This window comes from Pseudomonas soli (assembly GCF_021283165.2).
GTDB classification, from domain to species: Bacteria; Pseudomonadota; Gammaproteobacteria; order Pseudomonadales; family Pseudomonadaceae; genus Aquipseudomonas; species Aquipseudomonas soli.
The window spans coordinates 1,647,631-1,667,272 of record NZ_CP128543.1; the positions used below are offsets into that span (position 1 = coordinate 1,647,631).

The 19,642-nt window shown below is 64.9% G+C and carries 22 protein-coding genes; 15 read left to right on the forward strand and 7 right to left on the reverse strand.

Annotated elements, in window-relative coordinates; genetic code table 11:
• Nucleotides 1-60: 60 nt before the first annotated feature.
• The 5 genes from LU688_RS07730 (at nucleotide 61) to LU688_RS07750 (ending at nucleotide 4,763) form a co-directional block, all read left to right on the forward strand.
• On the forward strand, nucleotides 61-426 hold the full coding sequence (locus tag LU688_RS07730; RefSeq protein WP_023630459.1) for a 5-carboxymethyl-2-hydroxymuconate Delta-isomerase: 366 nt from the start codon (nucleotides 61-63) through the stop codon (nucleotides 424-426).
• 165 nt (nucleotides 427-591) lie between these two features.
• Nucleotides 592-2,229, forward strand: a complete 1,638-nt coding sequence (locus LU688_RS07735; RefSeq protein WP_038705602.1) for a phosphoethanolamine transferase — start codon at nucleotides 592-594, stop codon at nucleotides 2,227-2,229.
• A gap of 100 nt (nucleotides 2,230-2,329) precedes the next feature.
• Nucleotides 2,330-3,463: a ribonuclease D gene (rnd, locus tag LU688_RS07740; RefSeq protein WP_023630460.1), complete on the forward strand. Its 1,134-nt coding sequence runs from the start codon at nucleotides 2,330-2,332 to the stop codon at nucleotides 3,461-3,463.
• A complete protein-coding gene (locus tag LU688_RS07745; RefSeq protein ID WP_023630461.1) occupies nucleotides 3,460-3,753 on the forward strand; it encodes a YcgL domain-containing protein in 294 nt (97 codons plus the stop codon). The genes rnd and LU688_RS07745 overlap by 4 nt, the downstream gene beginning before the upstream one ends.
• A gap of 77 nt (nucleotides 3,754-3,830) precedes the next feature.
• Nucleotides 3,831-4,763, forward strand: a complete 933-nt coding sequence (locus tag LU688_RS07750) for a D-2-hydroxyacid dehydrogenase (protein WP_094010050.1) — start codon at nucleotides 3,831-3,833, stop codon at nucleotides 4,761-4,763.
• A gap of 85 nt (nucleotides 4,764-4,848) precedes the next feature.
• On the opposite strand, the gene LU688_RS07755 is transcribed toward LU688_RS07750, so the two are convergent.
• Entirely contained in the window at nucleotides 4,849-5,442 is a 594-nt protein-coding gene (locus LU688_RS07755; RefSeq protein WP_023631624.1) for a nitroreductase family protein, read from the reverse strand.
• Nucleotides 5,443-5,587: 145 nt separating this feature from the next.
• Between LU688_RS07755 and LU688_RS07760 the strand changes: the two genes are divergently transcribed.
• Nucleotides 5,588-6,037 carry a YcgN family cysteine cluster protein gene (locus LU688_RS07760; protein ID WP_023631623.1) on the forward strand — a complete coding sequence of 150 codons (450 nt, stop codon included), beginning with the start codon at nucleotides 5,588-5,590 and terminating at the stop codon, nucleotides 6,035-6,037.
• A 26-nt stretch (nucleotides 6,038-6,063) separates the two neighbouring features.
• Complete coding sequence (locus LU688_RS07765; RefSeq protein WP_160291292.1) at nucleotides 6,064-7,272, forward strand: hypothetical protein; 1,209 nt, start codon at nucleotides 6,064-6,066, stop codon at nucleotides 7,270-7,272.
• A 95-nt stretch (nucleotides 7,273-7,367) separates the two neighbouring features.
• Here the strand turns inward: LU688_RS07765 and LU688_RS07770 are convergent, their stop codons facing one another.
• The 3 genes from LU688_RS07770 to LU688_RS07780 form a co-directional block, all read right to left on the reverse strand.
• Complete coding sequence (locus LU688_RS07770; RefSeq protein ID WP_094010048.1) at nucleotides 7,368-7,691, reverse strand: YgaP-like transmembrane domain; 324 nt, start codon at nucleotides 7,689-7,691, stop codon at nucleotides 7,368-7,370.
• A 1,110-nt stretch (nucleotides 7,692-8,801) separates the two neighbouring features.
• Complete coding sequence (locus LU688_RS07775; RefSeq protein ID WP_023632487.1) at nucleotides 8,802-9,272, reverse strand: RNA methyltransferase; 471 nt, start codon at nucleotides 9,270-9,272, stop codon at nucleotides 8,802-8,804.
• A gap of 73 nt (nucleotides 9,273-9,345) precedes the next feature.
• Complete coding sequence (locus LU688_RS07780; protein WP_023632486.1) at nucleotides 9,346-9,711, reverse strand: YajD family HNH nuclease; 366 nt, start codon at nucleotides 9,709-9,711, stop codon at nucleotides 9,346-9,348.
• 132 nt (nucleotides 9,712-9,843) lie between these two features.
• On the opposite strand from LU688_RS07780, the gene LU688_RS07785 reads away from it, so the two are divergent.
• The gene (locus tag LU688_RS07785) at nucleotides 9,844-10,119 is read left to right on the forward strand and encodes a hypothetical protein (RefSeq protein ID WP_160291270.1); all 276 of its coding nucleotides are present in this window, start codon (nucleotides 9,844-9,846) and stop codon (nucleotides 10,117-10,119) included.
• 152 nt (nucleotides 10,120-10,271) lie between these two features.
• On the opposite strand, the gene LU688_RS07790 is transcribed toward LU688_RS07785, so the two are convergent.
• Together LU688_RS07790 and LU688_RS07795 are read right to left on the reverse strand one after the other, a co-directional pair.
• Nucleotides 10,272-10,745 (reverse strand): cyclic nucleotide-binding domain-containing protein, encoded by a 474-nt coding sequence (locus tag LU688_RS07790; RefSeq protein WP_038705606.1) that lies wholly within the window; start codon nucleotides 10,743-10,745, stop codon nucleotides 10,272-10,274.
• An 85-nt stretch (nucleotides 10,746-10,830) separates the two neighbouring features.
• Nucleotides 10,831-12,873: a S9 family peptidase gene (locus LU688_RS07795; RefSeq protein ID WP_094010047.1), complete on the reverse strand. Its 2,043-nt coding sequence runs from the start codon at nucleotides 12,871-12,873 to the stop codon at nucleotides 10,831-10,833.
• Nucleotides 12,874-12,998: 125 nt separating this feature from the next.
• Here LU688_RS07795 and LU688_RS07800 point away from each other — a divergent pair, with 125 nt between their 5' ends.
• Genes LU688_RS07800 through LU688_RS07810 form a run of 3 tightly spaced genes read left to right on the forward strand, consistent with a single transcriptional unit; the run spans nucleotide 12,999 to nucleotide 14,828 of the window.
• Entirely contained in the window at nucleotides 12,999-13,508 is a 510-nt protein-coding gene (locus LU688_RS07800) for an MFS transporter (protein WP_094010046.1), read from the forward strand.
• A gap of 15 nt (nucleotides 13,509-13,523) precedes the next feature.
• The gene (locus tag LU688_RS07805; protein ID WP_094010045.1) at nucleotides 13,524-14,297 is read left to right on the forward strand and encodes a class II glutamine amidotransferase; all 774 of its coding nucleotides are present in this window, start codon (nucleotides 13,524-13,526) and stop codon (nucleotides 14,295-14,297) included.
• A 9-nt stretch (nucleotides 14,298-14,306) separates the two neighbouring features.
• A complete protein-coding gene (locus LU688_RS07810; protein WP_160291271.1) occupies nucleotides 14,307-14,828 on the forward strand; it encodes a DUF2937 family protein in 522 nt (173 codons plus the stop codon).
• Nucleotides 14,829-14,864: 36 nt separating this feature from the next.
• Here LU688_RS07810 and LU688_RS07815 read toward each other — a convergent pair whose 3' ends face one another.
• The gene (locus LU688_RS07815; RefSeq protein ID WP_038705610.1) at nucleotides 14,865-15,776 is read right to left on the reverse strand and encodes a LysR family transcriptional regulator; all 912 of its coding nucleotides are present in this window, start codon (nucleotides 15,774-15,776) and stop codon (nucleotides 14,865-14,867) included.
• A gap of 129 nt (nucleotides 15,777-15,905) precedes the next feature.
• Between LU688_RS07815 and LU688_RS07820 the strand changes: the two genes are divergently transcribed.
• From LU688_RS07820 to LU688_RS07835, 4 genes are read left to right on the forward strand one after another with little or no spacing between them, the layout of a single operon-like run.
• Nucleotides 15,906-17,192, forward strand: a complete 1,287-nt coding sequence (locus tag LU688_RS07820) for an MFS transporter (RefSeq protein ID WP_038705611.1) — start codon at nucleotides 15,906-15,908, stop codon at nucleotides 17,190-17,192.
• Between the two features lie 10 nt (nucleotides 17,193-17,202).
• Complete coding sequence (locus LU688_RS07825) at nucleotides 17,203-17,982, forward strand: 5-oxoprolinase subunit PxpA (protein WP_160291272.1); 780 nt, start codon at nucleotides 17,203-17,205, stop codon at nucleotides 17,980-17,982.
• The gene (gene pxpB, locus LU688_RS07830; protein WP_160291273.1) at nucleotides 17,979-18,674 is read left to right on the forward strand and encodes a 5-oxoprolinase subunit PxpB; all 696 of its coding nucleotides are present in this window, start codon (nucleotides 17,979-17,981) and stop codon (nucleotides 18,672-18,674) included. The genes LU688_RS07825 and pxpB overlap by 4 nt, the downstream gene beginning before the upstream one ends.
• A complete protein-coding gene (locus LU688_RS07835) occupies nucleotides 18,671-19,609 on the forward strand; it encodes a 5-oxoprolinase subunit C family protein (RefSeq protein ID WP_160291274.1) in 939 nt (312 codons plus the stop codon). The genes pxpB and LU688_RS07835 overlap by 4 nt, the downstream gene beginning before the upstream one ends.
• Nucleotides 19,610-19,642: the final 33 nt, after the last annotated feature.

The window sequence follows — 19,642 nt, forward strand, 5'->3', positions numbered from 1 at the left end:
TGCCGTAGTGCGGGACTGGGTTAGGCTGTCGCCTCCCCCTGCGTGAACGGAACCTGCGCCATGCCTCACCTGAACCTGGAATACAGCGACAATCTGCGCGACCTCAATGTCGATGTGCTGCTGCTGCGGCTGAACCACGCCCTGGTCGGCAGTGGCCAGTTCGCCGAAGAGCTGGACATCAAGAGCCGCGCCCAGGCCTTTGCCCAATACCGGGTCGGTACCGCCCCGGCCGAACGGGCCTTCGCCCACGTGCGCCTGGCGATCCTCAGTGGGCGTACGCAGCAGGTGAAACAGCAGTTGTCGAACAGCCTGCTCGAGGTGCTGCGCGAGGCGATCCCGGCCCAGCCTGGGCTGGACATTCAGTTGTGCGTCGAAGTCCTGGACATCGACCGCGAGCCGTACGCCAAACTTCGCCTGCCTGGCTGAATGGCAGCTGAATGACATTCATTTAATTAATGAAAGACGCTGGCCCACCAATTGTTGGCGTCTTTTTCACAAAAAATTGATGCTAGGCTTTCTAGAGTTCGGCCAACTTTCCAACCTGCCCGTCCGGGCGGGTTGGCCGCTGATCAACTCTTGTTGCGAACGCTCATGCTCAAACTCAGATCCCTGCGCACCGAATGGGTCACGTTGCTGGCCAGCCTGTACCTGTTGATCGGCTTCAATACCATGCTGTGGGAACACCTTGAGTCCATCGTGCCGCCGGGTATGGTGGGGCTCTGGTTGAGCCTGGCGTTTGCCGTGCTGATGCTGTTCGCCTTCAATCTCATACTCACATTGCTCGCGTTTCGTTATGTATTGAAACCGGTATTGATTGTGCTGTTCATCAGTGGCGCAAGTGTCGCTTACTTTATGAATCAATACGGTGTGCTTATTGATGCCGGCATGTTCCGCAACGTGGCCGAAACCAATGTCGCGGAAGTGCGCGACCTGCTTTCACTGAAGTTTGCCGTTTATTTATTTTTGCTGGGGGTGCTGCCATCGCTGTTGGTGTGGAAAGCCAGGATCGCCTATCGCCCCTGGCACCGCGAGCTGTTGGGCAAGCTGGTGGTCAGTGGTGCCTGTGTCGCGGCCTTGGGCTCAGTGGCGCTGGTCAATTACCAGGGCCTGGCCTCGTTGTTTCGTAATCACCATGAACTGCGCTTGATGCTTACACCGAGCAACATCGTTGGGGCTTCCATCGGCTATGCCAGCGAGCAAGTGGGCACGGCTACCCGACCTTTCCAGCGCTATGGCGAGGACGCCCGCCGTGATGCGGCCTGGCAGCGGCACCAGCGCAAGTCGTTGACAGTGCTGGTGGTCGGTGAGAGTGCCCGGGCGGAAAACTTCGGCCTGCTCGGCTATGCCCGCGACACTACCCCACAATTGAGCAAGGAGCAGGGCCTGTTGAGCTTTACCGACGTCCACTCCTGCGGGACCGAGACCGCTGTTTCGGTGCCCTGCATGTTCTCCGGCATGCCGCGCAAAGACTACGACGCCCGCGTGGCGAAGAACCGCGAAGGTCTGCTCGACATCCTCCAGCGCGCGGGGTTGGCGGTACAGTGGCGTGACAACCAGTCCGGTTGCAAGGGCACCTGTGACCGGGTGCAGTTCATCGATGTGAGCAACCTCAAGGATCCGAGCTTGTGCGGCGGTGGCGAATGCCACGACGCCATCCTGTTGCAGGGGCTAGCGGAGCTGCTCGACAACCTCGACCAGGACACCGTGCTGGTGCTGCACCAGATGGGCAGCCATGGCCCGGAATACTTCAAGCGCTACCCGGCTGGCAGCGAACCCTTCACCCCGGTGTGCCGCAGCAACGCTCTGAACCAGTGCAGCCAGCAGGAGATCGTCAACGGCTATGACAACACCCTGGCCTACACCGACAAGGTGCTGGCGACCTTGATCGATACCTTGCGCAGCAAGCAGGACAAGGTCGACACCGCGATGATCTATCTTTCAGATCATGGCGAGTCGCTGGGGGAGTACAACCTGTTCCTGCACGGCACGCCCTACATGATCGCACCAGAGCAGCAGAAGCATGTGCCGCTGCTGGCCTGGTTCTCCGACAGCTACCGCGAGGACTTCGGCGTGGACACCGAATGCCTTGGCAAGCTGCGCGATGCGCCGTTGTCGCAGGACAACCTGTTCCACTCGATGCTCGGCCTGTTGCAGGTGCGCACCGAGGTCTACCAGCGCTCGCTGGACCTGTTTGCCGGCTGCCGCCCCTGGCTGGCGGCCGATCGCTGAGCGTACCGACGATCAGCACCAAGGATGGCGTGGCTTGCGAGGTTTCACCCATTGCGCCCGCGCCGTATATACTGCGCGCCAATGTTAGTGGGAGAGCCTCGTGGCCATCGAAATTCACTGGATCCGTGACGACCAGACCCTGGCCCAGCACTGCCGAAGCTGGCGTGAGCTGCCCTTTGTGGCCCTCGACACCGAATTCATGCGGGTCGACACCTTCTACCCGAAAGCCGGGTTGATCCAGATCGGTGACGGCAAACGTGCCTTCCTCATCGACCCTTTGCTGATTCGCGACTGGCAGCCGCTGGCCGAGCTGCTCGAAGACAATAGCGTGGTCAAGGTGCTGCACGCCTGCAGCGAAGACCTGGAGGTCTTGCTGCGCCTGACCGGCAAGCTGCCACAACCCTTGTTCGACACCCAACTGGCCGCCGGCTACCTGAACATCGGTTTCTCCATGGGCTATTCGCGTCTGGTGCAGGACGTGCTGGGGCTCGAGCTGCCCAAAGGCGAGACTCGCTCCGACTGGCTGCAGCGCCCGCTGTCGGACACCCAGGTGAGCTACGCTGCCGAAGACGCCGTTCACCTGGCCGAGCTGTTCACCGCCCTGCGCCCGCGGCTGTCGGATGACAAGTACGCCTGGGTGCTCGAGGACGGTGCCGAGCTGGTTGCCGCGCTGCGCCGTGAAGTCGAGCCCGAGACCCTCTACCGCGACGTCAAGCTGGCTTGGAAGCTCGGCCGCCAGCAGCTGGCCGTGCTGCGCGAGCTGTGCGCCTGGCGCGAGCGTGAGGCCCGCAGCCGCGATGTGCCACGCAATCGCATCCTCAAGGAACATTCGTTGTGGCCCATGGCCAAGAGCCAGCCGGACAGCCCGTCGGCGCTGGCGAAAATCGACGAAATGCACCCGCGTACCATCCGCCAGGACGGCGAGGCGTTGATCCAGCTGATCAAGCGCGCCGCCAGCCTGCCGCAGGAGCAATGGCCCGCGCCACTGCCCGAGCCGCTGCCGATCGAAGCCGCCGGCATTCTCAAGCGCCTGCGCGCCATCGGACAGGCTGAAGGTGAGCGCCTGGGCATCGCCCCGGAACTGATGCTGCGCAAGAAAGCCCTCGAAGCGCTGCTCAAGAGCGGCTACCCCGACGGTCCCTATCAACTGCCCGATGCACTGCGCGGCTGGCGTCGCGAGCGCATGGGCCAGGCCCTGCTGGACGATCTGGCCGGTGCCGGAGATTCACGATGAAACGTATCTGCTCGATCTACAAGAGCCCCCGCAAGAACGAAATGTACCTGTATGTGCTCAAGGCCGATGGCCTGGAGCGTGTCCCCGAGGGGCTGCTGCCTTTCTTCGGCACGCCCGTGCACGCCTTCGACCTGGTGCTCAGCCCCGAGCGCAAGCTGGCCCGCGAAGACATCGCCAAGGTGCTGGAAAACCTCGACAACCAGGGCTACCACCTGCAGATGCCGCCGCCGGACGACGACTACATCGAGCACCTGCCCGAAGAACTGCTGCGCCGCAACGACCCGGCCTGATCCGGGCGCGCGGTCTCTTCTCTGTCTGCGGCCCGCCTGACGGGCCGCTTCCGTTGTTTGCCAAGGTTGTGTGTCACATGCGCGTTCTGATCGCTGAACAGGATCATGCCAACTATGCCCGCCTGCTGGGCGAGGCGGCGCCGGACCTGGAGGTCCTGACCAGTGGCGATTCCGCCGAACTGGCCCGCCTGGCCCCCGACTGCCCGGTATGGCTGGGCCAGCCCGACCTGCTGGCCAGCCTGTTGCGCCAGGGCCACAAACCCCGGTGGATGCAATCGACCTGGGCCGGCATCACCCCGTTGCTGGCCGACGGCCTGCCGCGCGACTACCGCCTGACCCGGGCGGTGGGGATCTTTGGTCAGGTGATGGCCGAGTACATGCTCACCTACATGCTTGGCCATGAGCGCGATGTGCTGTCGCGCCTGGTCAGCCAGGTCGAGCGGCGTTGGGATGATCGGCCCGGGCGGACCCTGGAAGGACGGCGGGTGCTGATCGTCGGCACCGGCGATATCGGCCAGCAAGTCGCCGAGTTCCTCGTGCCCTTTGGCGTCACCTTGTCCGGGGTAGCCAGCAGTGCCCGTGAGCAGGCGCCTTTCGTCGAGGTTGCCGGGCTCGACCAGTTGCCCCGCCTGGTCGGCGAGGCCGACTACGTGCTCAACCTGTTGCCCGACACGCCGGCCACCCATGACCTGTACGATGCGGCACTGTTCAAGTGCTTCCGCTCCAGTGCCTTGTTCATCAATGCCGGGCGCGGCGTGGCGGTAGTCGATGCCGACCTGGTCGAGGCGCTCAAGCAAGGGCACCTGGCCGGCGCGGTGATCGATGTCTGCCGCCAGGAGCCGTTGCCCCAGCGCCACCCGTTCTGGACTGCCTGGGGGCTGCTGCTGACCGGGCACAGCTCAGCGCCGACTTCGCCGACGGCGATGGTGCGGTTGTTCGTCGGGAATGCGCGGGCGTATGCGGCGGGGCAGGGGTTACGTGGGGAAGTGGATTTCGCGCGGGGCTACTGACAGACGTTTGCTCTACGGCCCGCTCTCACGGGGTGTACCGTCACCCGTGGGAGCGGGCTTGTCCCGCGATGAATCAGATGCAACCTTACAAGCTGAAATCGCCTTCGGCCGCCAGCTCGCTCAACGGTCGGCGCGGGCTCGGCATTTCACGGGCCTGCAAACCTTCGGCCAGGGTCGCCTTGTCGCCCAGCTTGCCGATTGCCACCATTGCGTGCAGTGCGTAGCCCTCGGGGATCTTCAGCTCGCGCCGGGCCAGGTCCTGATCGAAGCCGGCCATGCCGTGGGTGTGCCAGCCGCTGATGCTGGCCTGCAACGCCAGATGGCCCCAGGCCGAGCCGGTGTCGAAGGTGTGCCACAGGGCCGGCTTCTCTTCATCGGAGCCGGGTGCGGCGAAGGTGGTCTTGGAGATGATCAGCACCAGCGCCGAGGCATGCTGCGCCCAGCTGCGGTTGAACTCGTTGAGGATGTCCAGGTAGCGCGCCCAGCTGGGTGTGTCGCGGCGGGCATAGAGGAAACGCCACGGCTGCGAGTTGTAGGCCGACGGCGCCCAGCGCGCGGCTTCGAGGAAGCTCAGCAAGGTTTCCTGGCTGATCGGCTCGTTGGTGAAGGCGCGGGGCGACCAGCGATTGATGAACTGCTCGTTGATGGCATAGTCGGCGATGCGTGGGGTGGCGCTCATGGTTGCTCCTGCAAGGACTGGGACAAAGACCGCACGCTACTGCGTCCGGCGAGCACTGACAAGCGGTCTGGCGTTGCCGCCGGACTGCCTCTAGACTGGCGCCGCCGCGCGCCGCGGATTGATGTTGACTGCAGGAACACGTGTGATGATCGCCGATACCGCGCCCTTCTGGCGGCGCAAGACCCTCGACCAGCTCGATGCGCAAGAGTGGGAGTCGCTGTGCGACGGCTGCGGCCTGTGCTGCCTGCAGAAACTCGAGGACGAAGAGGACAACAGCGTCTACTACACGAGCATCGCCTGCAAGCTGCTTGACCTGCAGACCTGCCAGTGCAGCGACTATCCCAATCGCTTCCGCTTCGTGCCAGATTGCATCCAGCTGACCCCAGGCAAGGCCGACCAGTTCAAGTGGCTGCCGCCCACCTGCGCTTATCGGCTGGTCAGCGAAGGCCAGGACTTGCCGTCGTGGCACCACCTGGTCTGCGGCGATCGCGGGCAAGTGCATGAGCAACGCATTTCCCGGTCCGGGCGGATGCTCAGCGAGAACGATGTGGATGAAGACGACTGGGAAGACCACCTGATTTTTCGCGCGGGTTGAGCCGCGCGGCTACAAGGAGTTTCGCTATGCGTCGCCCGCTGTTGATGGTGCTTGGCCTGCTGCTCAGCACTCAGGCGCTGGCCAGGAAAGTCGATCTGGACTATCAGGTTCGCCTTTTGCCGCAAAGCGGCCAGGCCGAGGTGCGCCTGACCCTGGCCGACGGCAGCGTGGTGCGCAGCCTCGACTTCGACCTGGGCAAAGCCGGCGTCTACAGCGACTTCCTTGCTGATGGCCAGTGGCAGGTGCAGAACGGGCGCGGCGTCTGGCACCCGGCATCAGGCAAGACCAGCCTCAGCTACCGCGTGCTGCTCGACCAGCAACCGAAGGGCGGTGTCCATGAAACCCGCATGACCGCGCATTGGGCGCTGTTCCGTGGCGATCAGCTGGTGCCGCCGGCGCGCCTCGACCAGCAGGACGGCACCGAGCTGGTGTCGCGCCTGGCCTTCGACCTGCCGGCCGGCTGGAAGAGTGTCGAAACCGCCTGGCCGCGCATCGGCCGGCAGAAATTCCGCATCGATGACGTATCGCGCCTGTTCGATCGCCCCACTGGCTGGATGCTCGCCGGCAACCTGGGCAGCCGCCGTGCGCGCCTTGGCGACACCGAGGTGACCGTCGCCGCGCCGCAGGGGCAGGGTATGCGCCGCATGGACACCTTGACCCTGTTGACCTTCATCTGGCCGCAGTTGCAGTCGGTGTTTCCACGCAACCCGCCCAAGTTGCTGCTGGTCGGTGCCCGCGACGAGATGTGGCGTGGCGTGCTGCCAGGCAACAATTCCCTGTACTTGCACAGTGGCCGGCCGCTGATCAGCGAGAACGGCAATAGCCCGCTGTTGCGCGAACTGGTGCAATTGTTCGCCCAGATCAACGACCGCGATGGCAGCGACTGGCTCGGCGAGAGCCTGGCCGACTATTACGCCAGCGAGCTGCTGCGGCGTGCTGGAGGCATGAGCGACGACCGTTACGAGGCGTTGCAGGCGCGCTTGCATAAACTTGGCGACAGAGTGGATCACCTCAAGGGTGCCAAGGCCAGCTCGGCGCAGGTGGCTCGCGGCGTGCTGCTGTTGCAGGCGCTGGATCGCGAGATTCGCCTGCACAACCACGACAAGCGCTCGCTGGACGATGTCGCCCGGGCTCTGATGCGCCTGTCGAGCGTCAGCACCGAGGAGTTCGTGCAGATCAGCGAGAACGTCCTGGGGCGGCAGTCCGAAGTATTGCAAAGCAAGGTATTGCGCTAGACCCAAGATCTATCGCGGGGGCAAGCCCGTTCCCACGACCCCGGACAATCATTTTGAACGCGGGCTCGTGGGAGCGGGCTTGCCCCGCGAAGCTTTCAACCGCCGGTCACCGTTGCGGTACGGGTTGCTGCCTCGGCACTGGCCTTCAGCGCCTTGAGCTCGGCAGTCCCCCGTTCTATGTCGCGATGCAGGCGCAAATATTCGGCGCGATGCCGCAACCACCACGCCTTGGTCGAGCAATGCCCGCTCACACCACGGGCCAGCGCCAGGCCGCCGACGGCAACCTGCAACATCCCCAGCAGGCCACCGTGGCGTAGCCCCTTACTGATCATCAACGCGCCCCCAGCCAGGGAGCTGACGCGCTCCAGGCCGTGGACATTGTGTTCCGGTGTGTCCGTTGTCCAATGGATATCGTGCATTGCCGGGTCTCCTCAGGTTGGTGATATCCAGCAGACTTTGCTCAGCGTGCAAGCGTTCAGTGTAATTTGCCGCGTGGCTGCCCCGGAAAACTTCGAGACTGTCCTGAGCAGGGGGGGTATAGCGATTGGTTGCAGGTGTCATTGGCGAGGGTGTTGGTTTTAATGAAACTTTTGCTCAGCGTATTTAATCAGCCGTGACATGAAAGCGCCGCCGTGGCTGAACGACTATGGAGAATCTCTAAGTCACGCTGTTGCTGTTGCTGTTGCTGTTGCTGTTGCTGTTGCTGTTGTTTTTTGCTTTTGCACTCTAAGTGCGCGATAGTTCAGGCGACACAAATTGCGACTTCAGGAGGCCGAACGCAGGTCTTGCGGAGGGAGGTGACGGGCATGGATGCCCGTCAAGCGCTGCGCCCCAGGATGGGGCGTTCAGCGCGGTCCTCCCGGGAGCAAGGCCGGAGTGAGGGGACCCCGGAGCGAAGCGTAGGGGCCGGATGAATGGAGCGAGGATTTTTTGGTTCCTTTTTGATCCTTCAAAAAGGGACCCGCCGTAAGGGCGGAAAGGTGATTATGCGTCACCATCGTAAATGAATGCGTATATAAATTTTAAAACATACGCTGTGTAAGTCAAAGTCAAAGTCAAAGTCAAATGCGATTGGCGTGGGTTTTTACAGTTGTAAGCGCATTCATTTGCTATAATGACGCATATTCACCCTTTCGCCACCCGGCGAGTCACTTTTTGTCAAACGCCCGGAGCGCCGGCCGGACAAAAGTAACCAAAAAACGCTGCGCTCCATTCATCCGGCCCTCCGCTTCGCTCCGGGTCCCCTCACTCCGGCCTTGCTCCCGGGAGGACCGCGCTGAACGCCCCATCCTGGGGCGCAGCGCTTGACGGGCATCCATGCCCGTCACCTCCCTCCGCAAGACCTGCGTTCGGCCTCCTGAAGTCGCGAAGTTACGGGCGGCGCCTGGGCTGGCGCAGCTGTCGCTCGCGGGCTTCGGGGGTAGACTTCTGATCGGCAACGGCAACGGCAACCGAGCAGTTCCAGGTGGTGCAGGAGCGCGCATGGCGCCTGTAGGAGCCGGCCTTGCCGGCGAAGGGGCCGGACCGGCCTACTTGAATTTCGGCCCCGAGCGGGTATTGAGCCCCTTGGCCATGCGGTCATACAGCACCACGTTGACCGTCGCCGCGAGGTTCATGCAACCCTGGGTCGGAATATAGATAGTCTCTTCGCACCAACCACGTACGTCCTCGCTCAACGAGCCATCCTCAGGCCCGAAGATATAGATCGCCCGGTCCGGGTGGGTGTATTCGGGCAGGGCGCGCGCACCGTCCACCAGCTCCACCGCCACCGGCGTGCAGCCCAACGGAATGATGCGTTGCAGGTCGTCGATGCCGATCAGCGGGATGTCGTAGTGCACCCGCTTGGTATCGGTGACGAAATCGCGGGCGCGCTCATAGCGCTTGCCGGTGTAGAACACCGAGTTGACGCCATAACAGCCTGCCGCGCGCATCACCGAGCCGACGTTCTCGGCCGATTTGGGGTTGAACAGGCCGATGCAGCTGTACCGTTTGTTCGCCACGTGTCGGGGCCCTTCGCAAAAAAAGAGCGCGATTATACGGGCTTGCCGACACGGCGGGGGCGGGAATCGACGGTCAGTCCTTCTTCATCAGCGCGGCCAGGCCGGCGAACGGGTTGTGGGTGGCCACGGCGACTTTCGGTGTGCTCAGCGAACCTTCGCTGAAATACTGCTGGTCGGTGTAGCGGGCATGCTCGTTGTCGTGGCAGTACAGGCACAGCAGTTCCCAGTTGGAGCCGTCCTGGGGGTTGTTGTCGTGGTTGTGGTCGCGGTGATGCACGGTCAGTTCCGACAGGCGTTTGCCGGAGAACTCGCGGGTGCAGCGGCCGCAGACGTGGGGGTACATTTTCAGCGCCTTGTCGCGATAGCCCATTTCCTTGTCGCGCTTGGCGTCGGCGAGGATACGGTCGAGGCGGGCGGTGGCGTCGGAGGTGGAACTCATGGTGTTACCTTTTTTCTAATCAGGGCAATGACGGTTATGTCCTTGAGTCTAGCGCGCCAGTCGGGCGGGCGGACAGGCAAAAATGCGCCATTGGGCATAGCCTGTAGGAAGGTTTCTGACAGGAGGCTGCAGATGTTGCATGCGATCCTCGCTGCATTGTTGCTTGGCACAGTGCCGTTGGCCGACGCTGCAGGTCAGCAGCGGCCGCTCACGACCGTCCCGGGGGCCCCGGGGACGCCGACGCCGACACCCTACCCGCAGATCACCCCGAGCACGCCGCCCAAGGCCGGCGCCAACCGGCCCGGCGCGCCGTTGCTGCCGCCCATGCCGGTGCCGGGGCCGCCGAAGGACCAACCGTTGCCGGGTTTGAACCAGGATTCGCCAAAACCGCCGCCCAAGCGCGATTAGGCTCTGTACGAAAAGCCTTGATACTTGTTCATGCTGCGTTGAAAACAGCCTCGGAATGCTCATGTACTCCAGTACAGTCGGGCGCGACCCCGGGCGTTCCTCGGCTGTTTTCGCCTTGCCTGACCTGCGTCTCAAGACTTTTCGTACAGAGCCTAGATCTGCTGTGCCAGGCGCTGGCCATCCTGCATCCGCAGGCGCCGTGAAAGCGCCACGGCCAGGGCGCGAATGATGCGGGCGGCAATGCGCGGCGCGTCGGCGAGCATCTTCTCCAGCGAATCCTTGCCCAGGGTCAGCAACTGGCAGTCGCTGGCGGCCACACAGGTGGCCGAGCGGCGCTCGCCGTCGAGCACGGCCATCTCGCCGAAGGCTCGGCCCTTGCGCAGGGTGGCGATTTCCACCTCGGTGCCGTTGCCGTCGGTCTTGCGCACCGAGACCACGCCACGGTGGAGGATGCACATGAAGGTACCGGCGTCGCCTTCGCTGAACAGGATCTGGCCTTCGTTCACGGCGGTGAGGCTGAAATAGCCGGCGGCGGTGACGAAATCGCTGGGCTGCAGGGTGTCGAACAGACCGCAGTCCATGAGCATGTCGCGGATTTCGGCGTTCAGGTGCTGGGTGTCGGGCATGTGTTGTTCTTCTTCGCATGTCTGGAAAGCGCCGCGTGCGCACAATCTGTGGCCGTGGCGCTTGTGAGACAACGAAATTCGCGTTTTACGCCACGCCCAGCTCATTGAAGACGAACGCATACTCCAACGCCACGTCGCGCAGCCCCTGGTAGCGGCCGCTCATGCCGCCGTGGCCGGCGCCCATCTCGGTCTTGAGCAGCAGCAGGTTGGCGTCGGTCTTGCGCGTGCGCAGGCGCGCCACCCACTTGGCCGCCTCCCAGTACTGCACTCGGCTGTCGTTGTAGCCGGCGATCACCAGCATGGCCGGGTAGGCCTGGGCCCTGACGTTCTCGTACGGCGCGTAGGCCTTGATCCGCGCATACACCTCGGGGTCTTGCGGGTTGCCCCATTCGTCGTACTCGGTGACGGTCAACGGCAGCTCGGGGTCGAGCATGGTGTTGAGCACATCGACGAACGGCACTTCGGCGATGGCGCAGCGGAACAGCTCGGGGCGCAGGTTGAGCACCGCGCCCATCAACAGGCCGCCGGCACTGCCGCCACTGATCGCCAGGCGTTCGCGGCTGGTCACGCCTTCGGCGACCAGGTGTTCGGCGCAGGCGATGAAGTCATCGAAGCTGTTGTGCTTGTGTTCCTGCTTGCCGGCCCGGTACCAGGCTTCACCCAGCTCGCCGCCACCGCGCACATGGGCGATGGCGAAGGCCACGCCACGCTCCAGCAGGCTCAGGCGGGCATGGGAGAACCACGGGTCGAGGCTCTCGCCGTAGGCACCATAGCCGTAAAGGTAGAGCGGCACCGTCTTGCCTTCGTCGGCGCGACGGCGCACCAGGCTGATCGGTACCCGGGTGCCGTCCTTGGCCACCGCCCACAGGCGCTGGCTGATGTAGTCGTCGGCGTCGAACGCGCCGAGCACCGGGGTCTGCTTGAGCACCTGCTGGGCGCCTGTGGCCAGCTCCAGCTGGCGCACCTGGGCCGGGCGGTTGAGGGCTTCGTAGCGCAGGCGGATGCGCGAGCTGGCGAATTCCAGGCTGTCCTGCACGTAGAGGCTGTAGGCGGCGTCCGGCAGTTCGACGCGGTAGGCCGGCAGGCCTTGCGGGCGCACTTCGATGATCGGCAGGCCGCCTTCGCGCAGGCTCAGGGACAGCGCCGAGGCATTGAGGCTGACGCCTTCTAGCATGATGTCGTCGCGGTGCGGCACCAGCACCTGCCATTGCGCGCGGGCCGGCACGCTGTCTGCCGGCGCATGGAACAGGGCGAAGTTGATACCGTCCTGGTTGCTGCGGATGAACCAGCGCCATTGACCGTCGAGCTGGCCATGGTCGGGGAAGTACTCATGGCCTTCGACCCGTGGCGCCAGGCAGGTGAAGTCGGCGTGCGGCGTGGCCGCATCGAGCACCCAGGCTTCGCTGGTGGTCTTGCTGTTGAGCAGCAGCACCAGTTGGCGTTCGGAGCTGGCGCGGTAGCAGTGCAGGAAGAAACGCCCGTCGGGTTCTTCGAATACGGTGGTGGCCGCGGCCTCGCCCAGGGTGTGGCGGCGCAGGCGCCAGGGGCGGTGGGTGTCGTCCAGCTCGGCGAAGAACAGCGTCTGGCTGTCGTTGGCCCAGGTCATGCTGCCGTCGCAGTCGTCGAAGGGCAGGGCGCTCAGCGCGCCGCTGGCCAGGTCCTTGACGTACAGGGTGTAGACCTCGTCGCCGCTGGTATCCAGGCTGTAGGCCAGCAGGCGATGGTCGGGGCTGATGCTGAAGGCGCCGAGGGAGAGGAAACCGCCGTTCGCCAGCGCATTTGGGTCGAGCAGCAGTTCCTCGCGGCTTTCATCGACCGTATTGCTGTCGTCGGCCGGGCGCGGACAGCGGTAGTGGCGCGGGTACTCGTCGCCGGCGGTGGTGCGGGTGTAGTAGAGGTACGGACCCCAGGGCGAGGGCAGCGACAGGTCGGTCTCGAGAATGCGGCTCTTGATCTCTTCGAACAGTTGCTCACGCAGCGGCGCCTGGCCGGCCAGGCAGGCTTCCTGGTAGGCGTTTTCCTCGGCCAGGTAGGCCAGCACCTCGGGCGTGTCGCGGTCCTGCAGCCAGGCGTAGGGGTCGTTGCCGTCGGCTTGATGGGCGATAGGGGCGGGAAGGGTCAGGGGCATGGGTGATCTCATCGATGATGGGCCCCTCGCGAGGGGCCACTGCGGGTCGCATGCGGTGCGGGGGCAGCCTGCGCCGGTAAAAGTGTTTATCATAGGCGTCTCTTTGCCTGGCTTGCACCAACACCATGACCGAACACGACTATACGCTGGCCTGGGGCCTGTACGCCGTTGCCGCCCTGGGCTGCCTGCTGGTGGGTTTCAAGCTGACCGGCTGGATGTGGCGCTGGCTGCGCGAGCCGCTGCGGGTGATCATCGCCGTGCTGCTGTTCGCCCCGACCATCGTCGACCCGGTCAAGGAAAGCTTCGCCCCGGCCATAGCCATCACCGCGCTGGACCTCGCCTTCAAGGTCGGCAACAACGCCTGGCGTGCAGCCTCGGACCTTGCCATGTACGGGATGATCGCCTTTGCCCTGTACTTTGTCTTCGTGCTGATCCGCTGGCCGCTGGAAAAGCGTGCCCGCGAACGCCGCGCCCAGCGTGAGGCCGCCGCCCAGCGCCAGGCCAAGGAAGAGGAGGAGGTCGTGGCCGATGCGTCCCTGGCCGCCAATCGTCACGACCGCTACCGCGACGATCCGCCACCGGCCTCCGTGCGCCGCTCCGGCCCCGGGCAGGGCCGCGTCGAACCCCGTCTGTAAGCAGGAGCCGCGAACATGTGCGAACTGCTGGGCATGAGCGCCAACGTCCCCACCGATATCGTCTTCAGCTTCACCGGCCTGATGCAGCGCGGCGGGCGCACCGGCCCGCACCGCGATGGCTGGGGCATCGGTTTCTACGAGGGGCGCGGCCTGCGCCTGTTCCAGGACCCGGCGGCGAGCAGCGAGTCGGAAGTGGCCAACCTGGTGCAGCGCTACCCGATCAAGAGCGAAGTGGTCATCGGCCATATCCGCCAGGCCAACGTCGGCAAGGTCTGCCTGTCCAACACCCACCCGTTCGTGCGCGAGCTGTGGGGCCGCAACTGGTGCTTCGCGCACAACGGCCAGTTGGGTGATTTCGCCGCACAGCGCACGTTCTACCGACCAATTGGCGACACCGACAGCGAGGCCGCCTTCTGCGACCTGCTCAATCGTATCCGCGAGGCCTTCCCCGAGCCGGTGGAAGCCGAGCAGTTGCTGCCGGTGCTGGTCGAGGCTTGCGCCGAGTACCGCGGCAAGGGCGTATTTAACTGCTTGCTCAGCGACGGCGACTGGCTGTTCTGCTTCTGCTCGACCAAACTGGTGCACATCACCCGCCGCGCACCGTTCGGTGCGGCGCGGCTGAAGGATGTCGACCTGATCGTCGACTTCCACACGCAAACCACCCCCAACGACGTGGTTACGGTGATCGCCACCGAGGCCTTGACCGAGAACGAGACCTGGAACCGCTACGAGCCGGGTCAGTGGGGGCTGTGGCGCCACGGCGAGTGCGTCGCCCACGGCCAGAGCTAAGGAAGCTGCATGTTCAGAAGTTACCTGCGTTTGCTGTTGTTCACCTTCGGCCTGCTGGCCGGTCTCCAGGTGCCGGGGCTGGTCAAGGACTACAGCCAGCGCGTCGAGGCGCACCTGCTCGAGTCGCGCCAGGCCCTGGACGGCTTCCGCCAGACCGCGCAGCGCTTCTTCAACGGCGACCTGCAGGCGCTGGTGCGGCATTACCGCAGCAGCGACGATCCGGTGTTCAACAGCGATGCCAACAGCATCGAAAGCCTGCTGATCCGCAACCAGGCGCTGGAGCATGAGTGGCAGGCCCTGCAAGGCTCGTGGGTGAGCCGCACCTGGCATGTGCTGGTGCAGCCGGAGCCGACGCTGCGCGAAGAGACGCTCAAGGGCTACAGCTACCAGATCCTGCTGGTGCCCGAGGCGATCGGCTGGGGGATCGGCAGCGGGTTCGTGCTGGCGTTCGTGGTCGAGAGCCTGTTGCTGGTGATTGGCTGGGTGATCCTCGGTGGGCAGCGCAAGGTGGTGAAGGAAAGCTGGCGGTGATGCTTTTGCTGCCCTGATCGTCGGTAAAGGCGACCTTCAGACCAGCACGATCCGCTGCCCGCCCACATCCCGCGCATAGCGCCCCAGCACTTGCCGGCACACGTCGACGATCTCGTCCACCAACGCCACGCCGGTCTGCCAGGCCACCACCAGCTCCAGGCTTGGTGGTGGCTGCAATCCGTCCAGCAACACCAGCTCGCCCCGGCTCAGTTCGCCATCCACCAGTGCCGGTGGCAGCGCGCCGATGCCGAAACCGTCGCGCAGCAGGCGGGTGATTGCCGCCACCGAGTTCACGCAGTTCAGGCGTGGCGCCTCGGCCCCGGCTGCCTGCAACAGGCTGAGCACTTCCTGGTGCGGTCGTGAGTTTTTCGAGAAGGTGACGATGCGTTCGCGGGCCAGCTCCGCCAACGAGGCGTAGGTGCGGTGGTGCGGGGAGCCGGCGGCGACGATCCAGCCCATCGGGTAGCGCGCCAGGTCCTGGCTGCGGATCGACTGTTCACGCAACAGGTCGGTCTGCAGGATCACGTCGAGAAAACCCTTCTGCAACTGCTCGCGCAGGTTCAGCGCGGTATCGGCCACCAGCTCGATCTCCACCTGCGGGTAGCGCTCGCCCAGCTCCGCCACCAGCGCGCTCATCCAGGTATGGATGACCGTGTCCATGACCCCCAGGCGAATGCGCCCGGTCTTGGCCCGGTCGCTGTCCAGCGACTGCTTCATGGCCTTGGCGGTGTCGAGCATGCGTTCGGCATATTCCAGAACTTTGGCGCCCTCGGGTGTCAGGCTGACCCCGCGCGAATCGCGCAGCAGCAATTTCACGCCCAGGTCGGCCTCCAGCGCGGCGATGCGGCTGGACACCGAGGCCTGGGTGGTGAACAGCTTCTCGGCGGTGAGGCGGAAGCTCTTGAGCCGGGCGACCCAGACGAAGGTTTCGAGGAAACGAAGGTTCATGATCAGTTTTTCTTGTTCCAGACCGGCGGATTTTCTCGTTGGACGTGCCGGGCGCGGCCTCTGAACATGGTGCCCAGGCCGCGACGCCCGACGTCGCCCATAGAACAATACCAACAAGCCGAGGCAACCATGAACCCGACCGGCGTGCAGCAGCAGGCCCCCGCCCGAACCTCGAGCGGCCCTTTCGCCTGGTACCGCGACATCGATTCCCAGCAACGACGCACCTTCTGGAGCTGCAAGATCGGCTACGGCCTGGACGGCATGGACACCCAGATGCTGAGCTTCGTCATCCCCACGCTGATCATGCTGTGGGGCATCAGCACCGCCGAGGCCGGGTTGATCCATACCAGCACGCTGATCGCCTCGGCCCTGGGCGGCTGGATCGCCGGCATCCTCTCTGATCGCATCGGGCGGGTGCGCACCCTGCAACTGACGGTGCTGTGGTTCGCATTTTTCACCTTCCTCTGCGGTTTCGCCCAGAGCTATGAGCAGCTGTTGATCGCCCGTACCCTGATGGGCTTCGGATTCGGTGGCGAATGGACCGCCGGCGCGGTGCTGATCGGCGAGGTGATCCGTGCCCAGGACCGCGGCAAGGCGGTGGGCATGGTGCAGTCGGGCTGGGCCATCGGCTGGGGCCTGACCGCCATCCTCTACGCGCTGCTGTTCTCCTGGCTGCCGGCCGAGCAGGCCTGGCGCGCGCTGTTCCTGCTCGGGTTGCTGCCGGCGATCTTCGTGATCTTCGTACGGCGCCTGGTCAAGGACCCGGAGGTCTACCGCGAGGCCAAGGCCGCCGAGACGGTCGCGGCGCCTTCGCATTTCTACGAGATCTTCGCCCCCGGCATGTTGTGGACCACGATCCGCGCCTCGCTGCTCACCACTGGTGCCCTGGGCGGCTACTACGCCATCACCTCGTGGCTGCCGACCTTCCTCAAGAACGAGCGCGGCCTGAGCGTGCTCGGTACCGGCGGTTACCTGGCGATGGTCATCGTCGGCTCCTATATCGGCTATGTGGTCAGTGCCTACCTCTGCGACCTGCTGGGGCGCCGGAAGAACTTCATCCTGTTCGCCGTGGGCTCGTTCGTCATCGTCCTGCTCTACACACAGCTGCCGGTCAGCGACAACGTGATGCTGTGGTTGGGCTTCCCGCTGGGCTTCTTCGCCTCGGGTATCTTCAGCGGCATGGGTTCGTTCCTCACCGAGCTGTTCCCCACCCGTATCCGTGGCTCGGGACAGGGCTTCTGCTACAACATCGGCAAGGTCATCGCCGCCATGTTCCCGCTGCTGATCGGCCTGCTCGGCGAGAAAGTGCCGTTGGGCCTGGGGATTGGCGCCTTCGCCGCGGTGTCCTACGGTGTGGTGATCCTGGCTGCGCTGAGCCTGCCGGAAACCCGCGGCAAAGCGCTCCAGGCGCGCTAAGGTAGGCACCATGAACATTGATACGGAGGTCCGCCAGGTGAAACGCCTGCTACTCAATTGCGACATGGGCGAGAGCTTCGGCAACTGGCGCATGGGCCAGGATGCCAAGGTCATGCCTTTCATCGACTGCGCCAACATCGCCTGCGGCTACCATGCCGGCGACCCTGGCACCATGCGCCGCACCGTGGCCCTGGCCCTGGAGCACCGGGTGGCCATCGGCGCGCACCCGGCCTACCCGGACCTGGCAGGCTTCGGCCGCCGCTCCATGGCCTGCAGCAGCGACGAGATCCGCGACCTGCTGCACTACCAGGTCGGCGCCCTGGACGGAATCTGCAAGGTGCTCGGTGGCCGGGTGGCCTACGTCAAGCCCCATGGCGCGCTGTACAACGACATGATGGCCAACCCGGCCATCCTGCGCACCGTGCTCGAGGCCGTGGCGGCATTCGACAGCGGCTTGCCGCTGATGCTCATGGCCACCGCCGACGACAGCGCCGCCCAGGCCCTGGGCGACGAGATCGGCGTGCAGTTGTGGTTCGAAGCCTTCGCCGACCGTGGCTACACCGCCAGCGGGCACCTGATGTCGCGGCGCCTGCCGGACGCGGTGCACCATGACCCGGCGCTGGTGGTCGCGCAGGCCTTGCGCCTGGCCAAGGGCGAGGCCCTGGTGGCCGACGATGGCAGCGAGGTGCGGTTGAACGCCAGCACCTTGTGCGTGCATGGCGACAACGATGGTTCCGTGGCCGCGTTACGCCAGATCCGCCAGGCACTTGACGCGCTGGAGCAGGCATGACCCCACGTATCGAAGTGGTGGCCGTCGACAGCTTGATGGTGCGGCTGTTCGATGCCATCGATGAAGGCAACATGCCGTGGATCCTCGCCGCCAACCAGCGCTTGCGGGACGTCTTTGGCCAACAGTTGATCGACCTGGTGCCGTCCTACACCACGCTGATGGTGCAGTTCGACCTGGCGCCGGGCGAAGCGCGCCGACGCATCCTGCACGCACTGGAGGGCCTGCGGCCGGATGATGGAAAGGCCGGGCGCAGGCACGAGATCCCGGTTTGGTACCACGCCAGCGTCGGTCCCGAGTTGCCGGTGCTGGCTGCGCGAAGCGGGCTGAGCGAAGCCGAAGTGATCGACGTGCACTGTGGCCGAGATTACCCGGTGTTCGCGCTGGGGTTCGCCCCGGGCTTCGGCTTCATGGGGCTGGTCGACGAGCGCCTGGCCACACCGCGCCTGAGTACTCCGCGCAAGCGTGTGGCAGCGGGCAGCGTCGGAATTGCCGAACGCCAGACCGCCGCGTATCCGGCGGTGTCGCCGGGCGGCTGGAACCTGATCGGTCGGACGCCGGTGCACCTGTTCGACCGCGAGCGCGAGGGCTATAGCTTGCTGCAACCGGGCGACCAGGTCCGTTTCGTGGCTGTCGGGCACGCCGACTTCATCAACCTGGGCGGTGATGACAGCCCGCTGGAGGCCCAGGCATGAGCCAGTTGAGGATCGAGGCCAGCACCGCGCTGTGCCAATTGCAGGATGGTGGGCGCTTTGGCGTCCGGCATCTGGGGGTGACCCAGGGCGGCGCGCTGGATTGGGTGGCGATGCGCTGGGCCAACTGGTTGTTGGGCAATGCCTTGGACAGCGCAGTGGTGGAAGTCGCCCTCGGCGGGTTCAGTGTGGTTGCCGAGGAAGATTGCATGTTGGCATTGGCCGGGGCCGACCTGGATGCGCAGGTCGACGGGCAGGCTGTAGCGCCCTGGACCAGCTTCAACCTCAGCAAGGGCCAGCAGCTGACGCTGCGTCAGCCTCGCCAAGGGGTACGTGCTTATCTGGCTGCGCCTGGTGGGTTTCAGGGCGAGGCGGTGCTGGGCAGTTGCTCCACGGTGGTTCGGGAAGAGCTGGGCGGGGTTGACGGCCAGGGCCGGGCGTTGGTGAAAGGGGAGGTACTGCATGCTGCCGGCGCCATCGCGGGGCAAGTCGGGGCGCCGAACCGCCGCTCCCACGTTCCCGAAACGTTGCGGCCGGTATATGCGGACAAGCCTGTACTGGACCTGGTGATGGGGGCGCAGATAGGCGATTTCAGCGGCACCAGCCTGTTCGAGGCGTTCAACCGTGACTGGACGCTGGACAGCCGTGCCGACCGCATGGGCATCCGACTGCTTGGGCCGCAGTTGATGTACCAGGGCGCGCCGATGATTTCCGAAGGGATCCCACTTGGCGCCGTGCAGGTGCCGCCGGACGGGCAGCCGATCGTGCTGCTCAATGACCGGCAGACCATCGGTGGGTATCCACGGCTGGGTGCGTTGACGCCGTTGGCGCTGGCGCAATTGGCGCAGTGCATGCCGGGGGCGACGATACGCTTCAGGGCGGTGGTGCAGGACGAGGCGTGGCGCGAGCAGCAGGCATGCTTGCGCTGCTGGGGTTGAGTCTGCCGGCCTCATCGCGGGGCAAGCCCGCGC

What these genes read in the sequence shown, in the direction of transcription:
- LU688_RS07730 (WP_023630459.1), top strand. Translation starts at nt 61, where the DNA reads ATGCCTCACCTGAACCTGGAATACAGCGACAATCTGCGCGACCTCAAT.
- LU688_RS07735 (WP_038705602.1), top strand. Translation starts at nt 592, where the DNA reads ATGCTCAAACTCAGATCCCTGCGCACCGAATGGGTCACGTTGCTGGCC.
- LU688_RS07745 (WP_023630461.1), top strand. Translation starts at nt 3,460, where the DNA reads ATGAAACGTATCTGCTCGATCTACAAGAGCCCCCGCAAGAACGAAATG.
- LU688_RS07750 (WP_094010050.1), top strand. Translation starts at nt 3,831, where the DNA reads ATGCGCGTTCTGATCGCTGAACAGGATCATGCCAACTATGCCCGCCTG.
- LU688_RS07755 (WP_023631624.1), bottom strand. Translation starts at nt 5,442, where the DNA reads ATGAGCGCCACCCCACGCATCGCCGACTATGCCATCAACGAGCAGTTC.
- LU688_RS07760 (WP_023631623.1), top strand. Translation starts at nt 5,588, where the DNA reads ATGATCGCCGATACCGCGCCCTTCTGGCGGCGCAAGACCCTCGACCAG.
- LU688_RS07765 (WP_160291292.1), top strand. Translation starts at nt 6,064, where the DNA reads ATGCGTCGCCCGCTGTTGATGGTGCTTGGCCTGCTGCTCAGCACTCAG.
- LU688_RS07770 (WP_094010048.1), bottom strand. Translation starts at nt 7,691, where the DNA reads ATGCACGATATCCATTGGACAACGGACACACCGGAACACAATGTCCAC.
- LU688_RS07780 (WP_023632486.1), bottom strand. Translation starts at nt 9,711, where the DNA reads ATGAGTTCCACCTCCGACGCCACCGCCCGCCTCGACCGTATCCTCGCC.
- LU688_RS07785 (WP_160291270.1), top strand. Translation starts at nt 9,844, where the DNA reads ATGTTGCATGCGATCCTCGCTGCATTGTTGCTTGGCACAGTGCCGTTG.
- LU688_RS07790 (WP_038705606.1), bottom strand. Translation starts at nt 10,745, where the DNA reads ATGCCCGACACCCAGCACCTGAACGCCGAAATCCGCGACATGCTCATG.
- LU688_RS07795 (WP_094010047.1), bottom strand. Translation starts at nt 12,873, where the DNA reads ATGCCCCTGACCCTTCCCGCCCCTATCGCCCATCAAGCCGACGGCAAC.
- LU688_RS07800 (WP_094010046.1), top strand. Translation starts at nt 12,999, where the DNA reads ATGACCGAACACGACTATACGCTGGCCTGGGGCCTGTACGCCGTTGCC.
- LU688_RS07805 (WP_094010045.1), top strand. Translation starts at nt 13,524, where the DNA reads ATGTGCGAACTGCTGGGCATGAGCGCCAACGTCCCCACCGATATCGTC.
- LU688_RS07810 (WP_160291271.1), top strand. Translation starts at nt 14,307, where the DNA reads ATGTTCAGAAGTTACCTGCGTTTGCTGTTGTTCACCTTCGGCCTGCTG.
- LU688_RS07815 (WP_038705610.1), bottom strand. Translation starts at nt 15,776, where the DNA reads ATGAACCTTCGTTTCCTCGAAACCTTCGTCTGGGTCGCCCGGCTCAAG.
- LU688_RS07820 (WP_038705611.1), top strand. Translation starts at nt 15,906, where the DNA reads ATGAACCCGACCGGCGTGCAGCAGCAGGCCCCCGCCCGAACCTCGAGC.
- LU688_RS07825 (WP_160291272.1), top strand. Translation starts at nt 17,203, where the DNA reads ATGAACATTGATACGGAGGTCCGCCAGGTGAAACGCCTGCTACTCAAT.
- pxpB (WP_160291273.1), top strand. Translation starts at nt 17,979, where the DNA reads ATGACCCCACGTATCGAAGTGGTGGCCGTCGACAGCTTGATGGTGCGG.
- LU688_RS07835 (WP_160291274.1), top strand. Translation starts at nt 18,671, where the DNA reads ATGAGCCAGTTGAGGATCGAGGCCAGCACCGCGCTGTGCCAATTGCAG.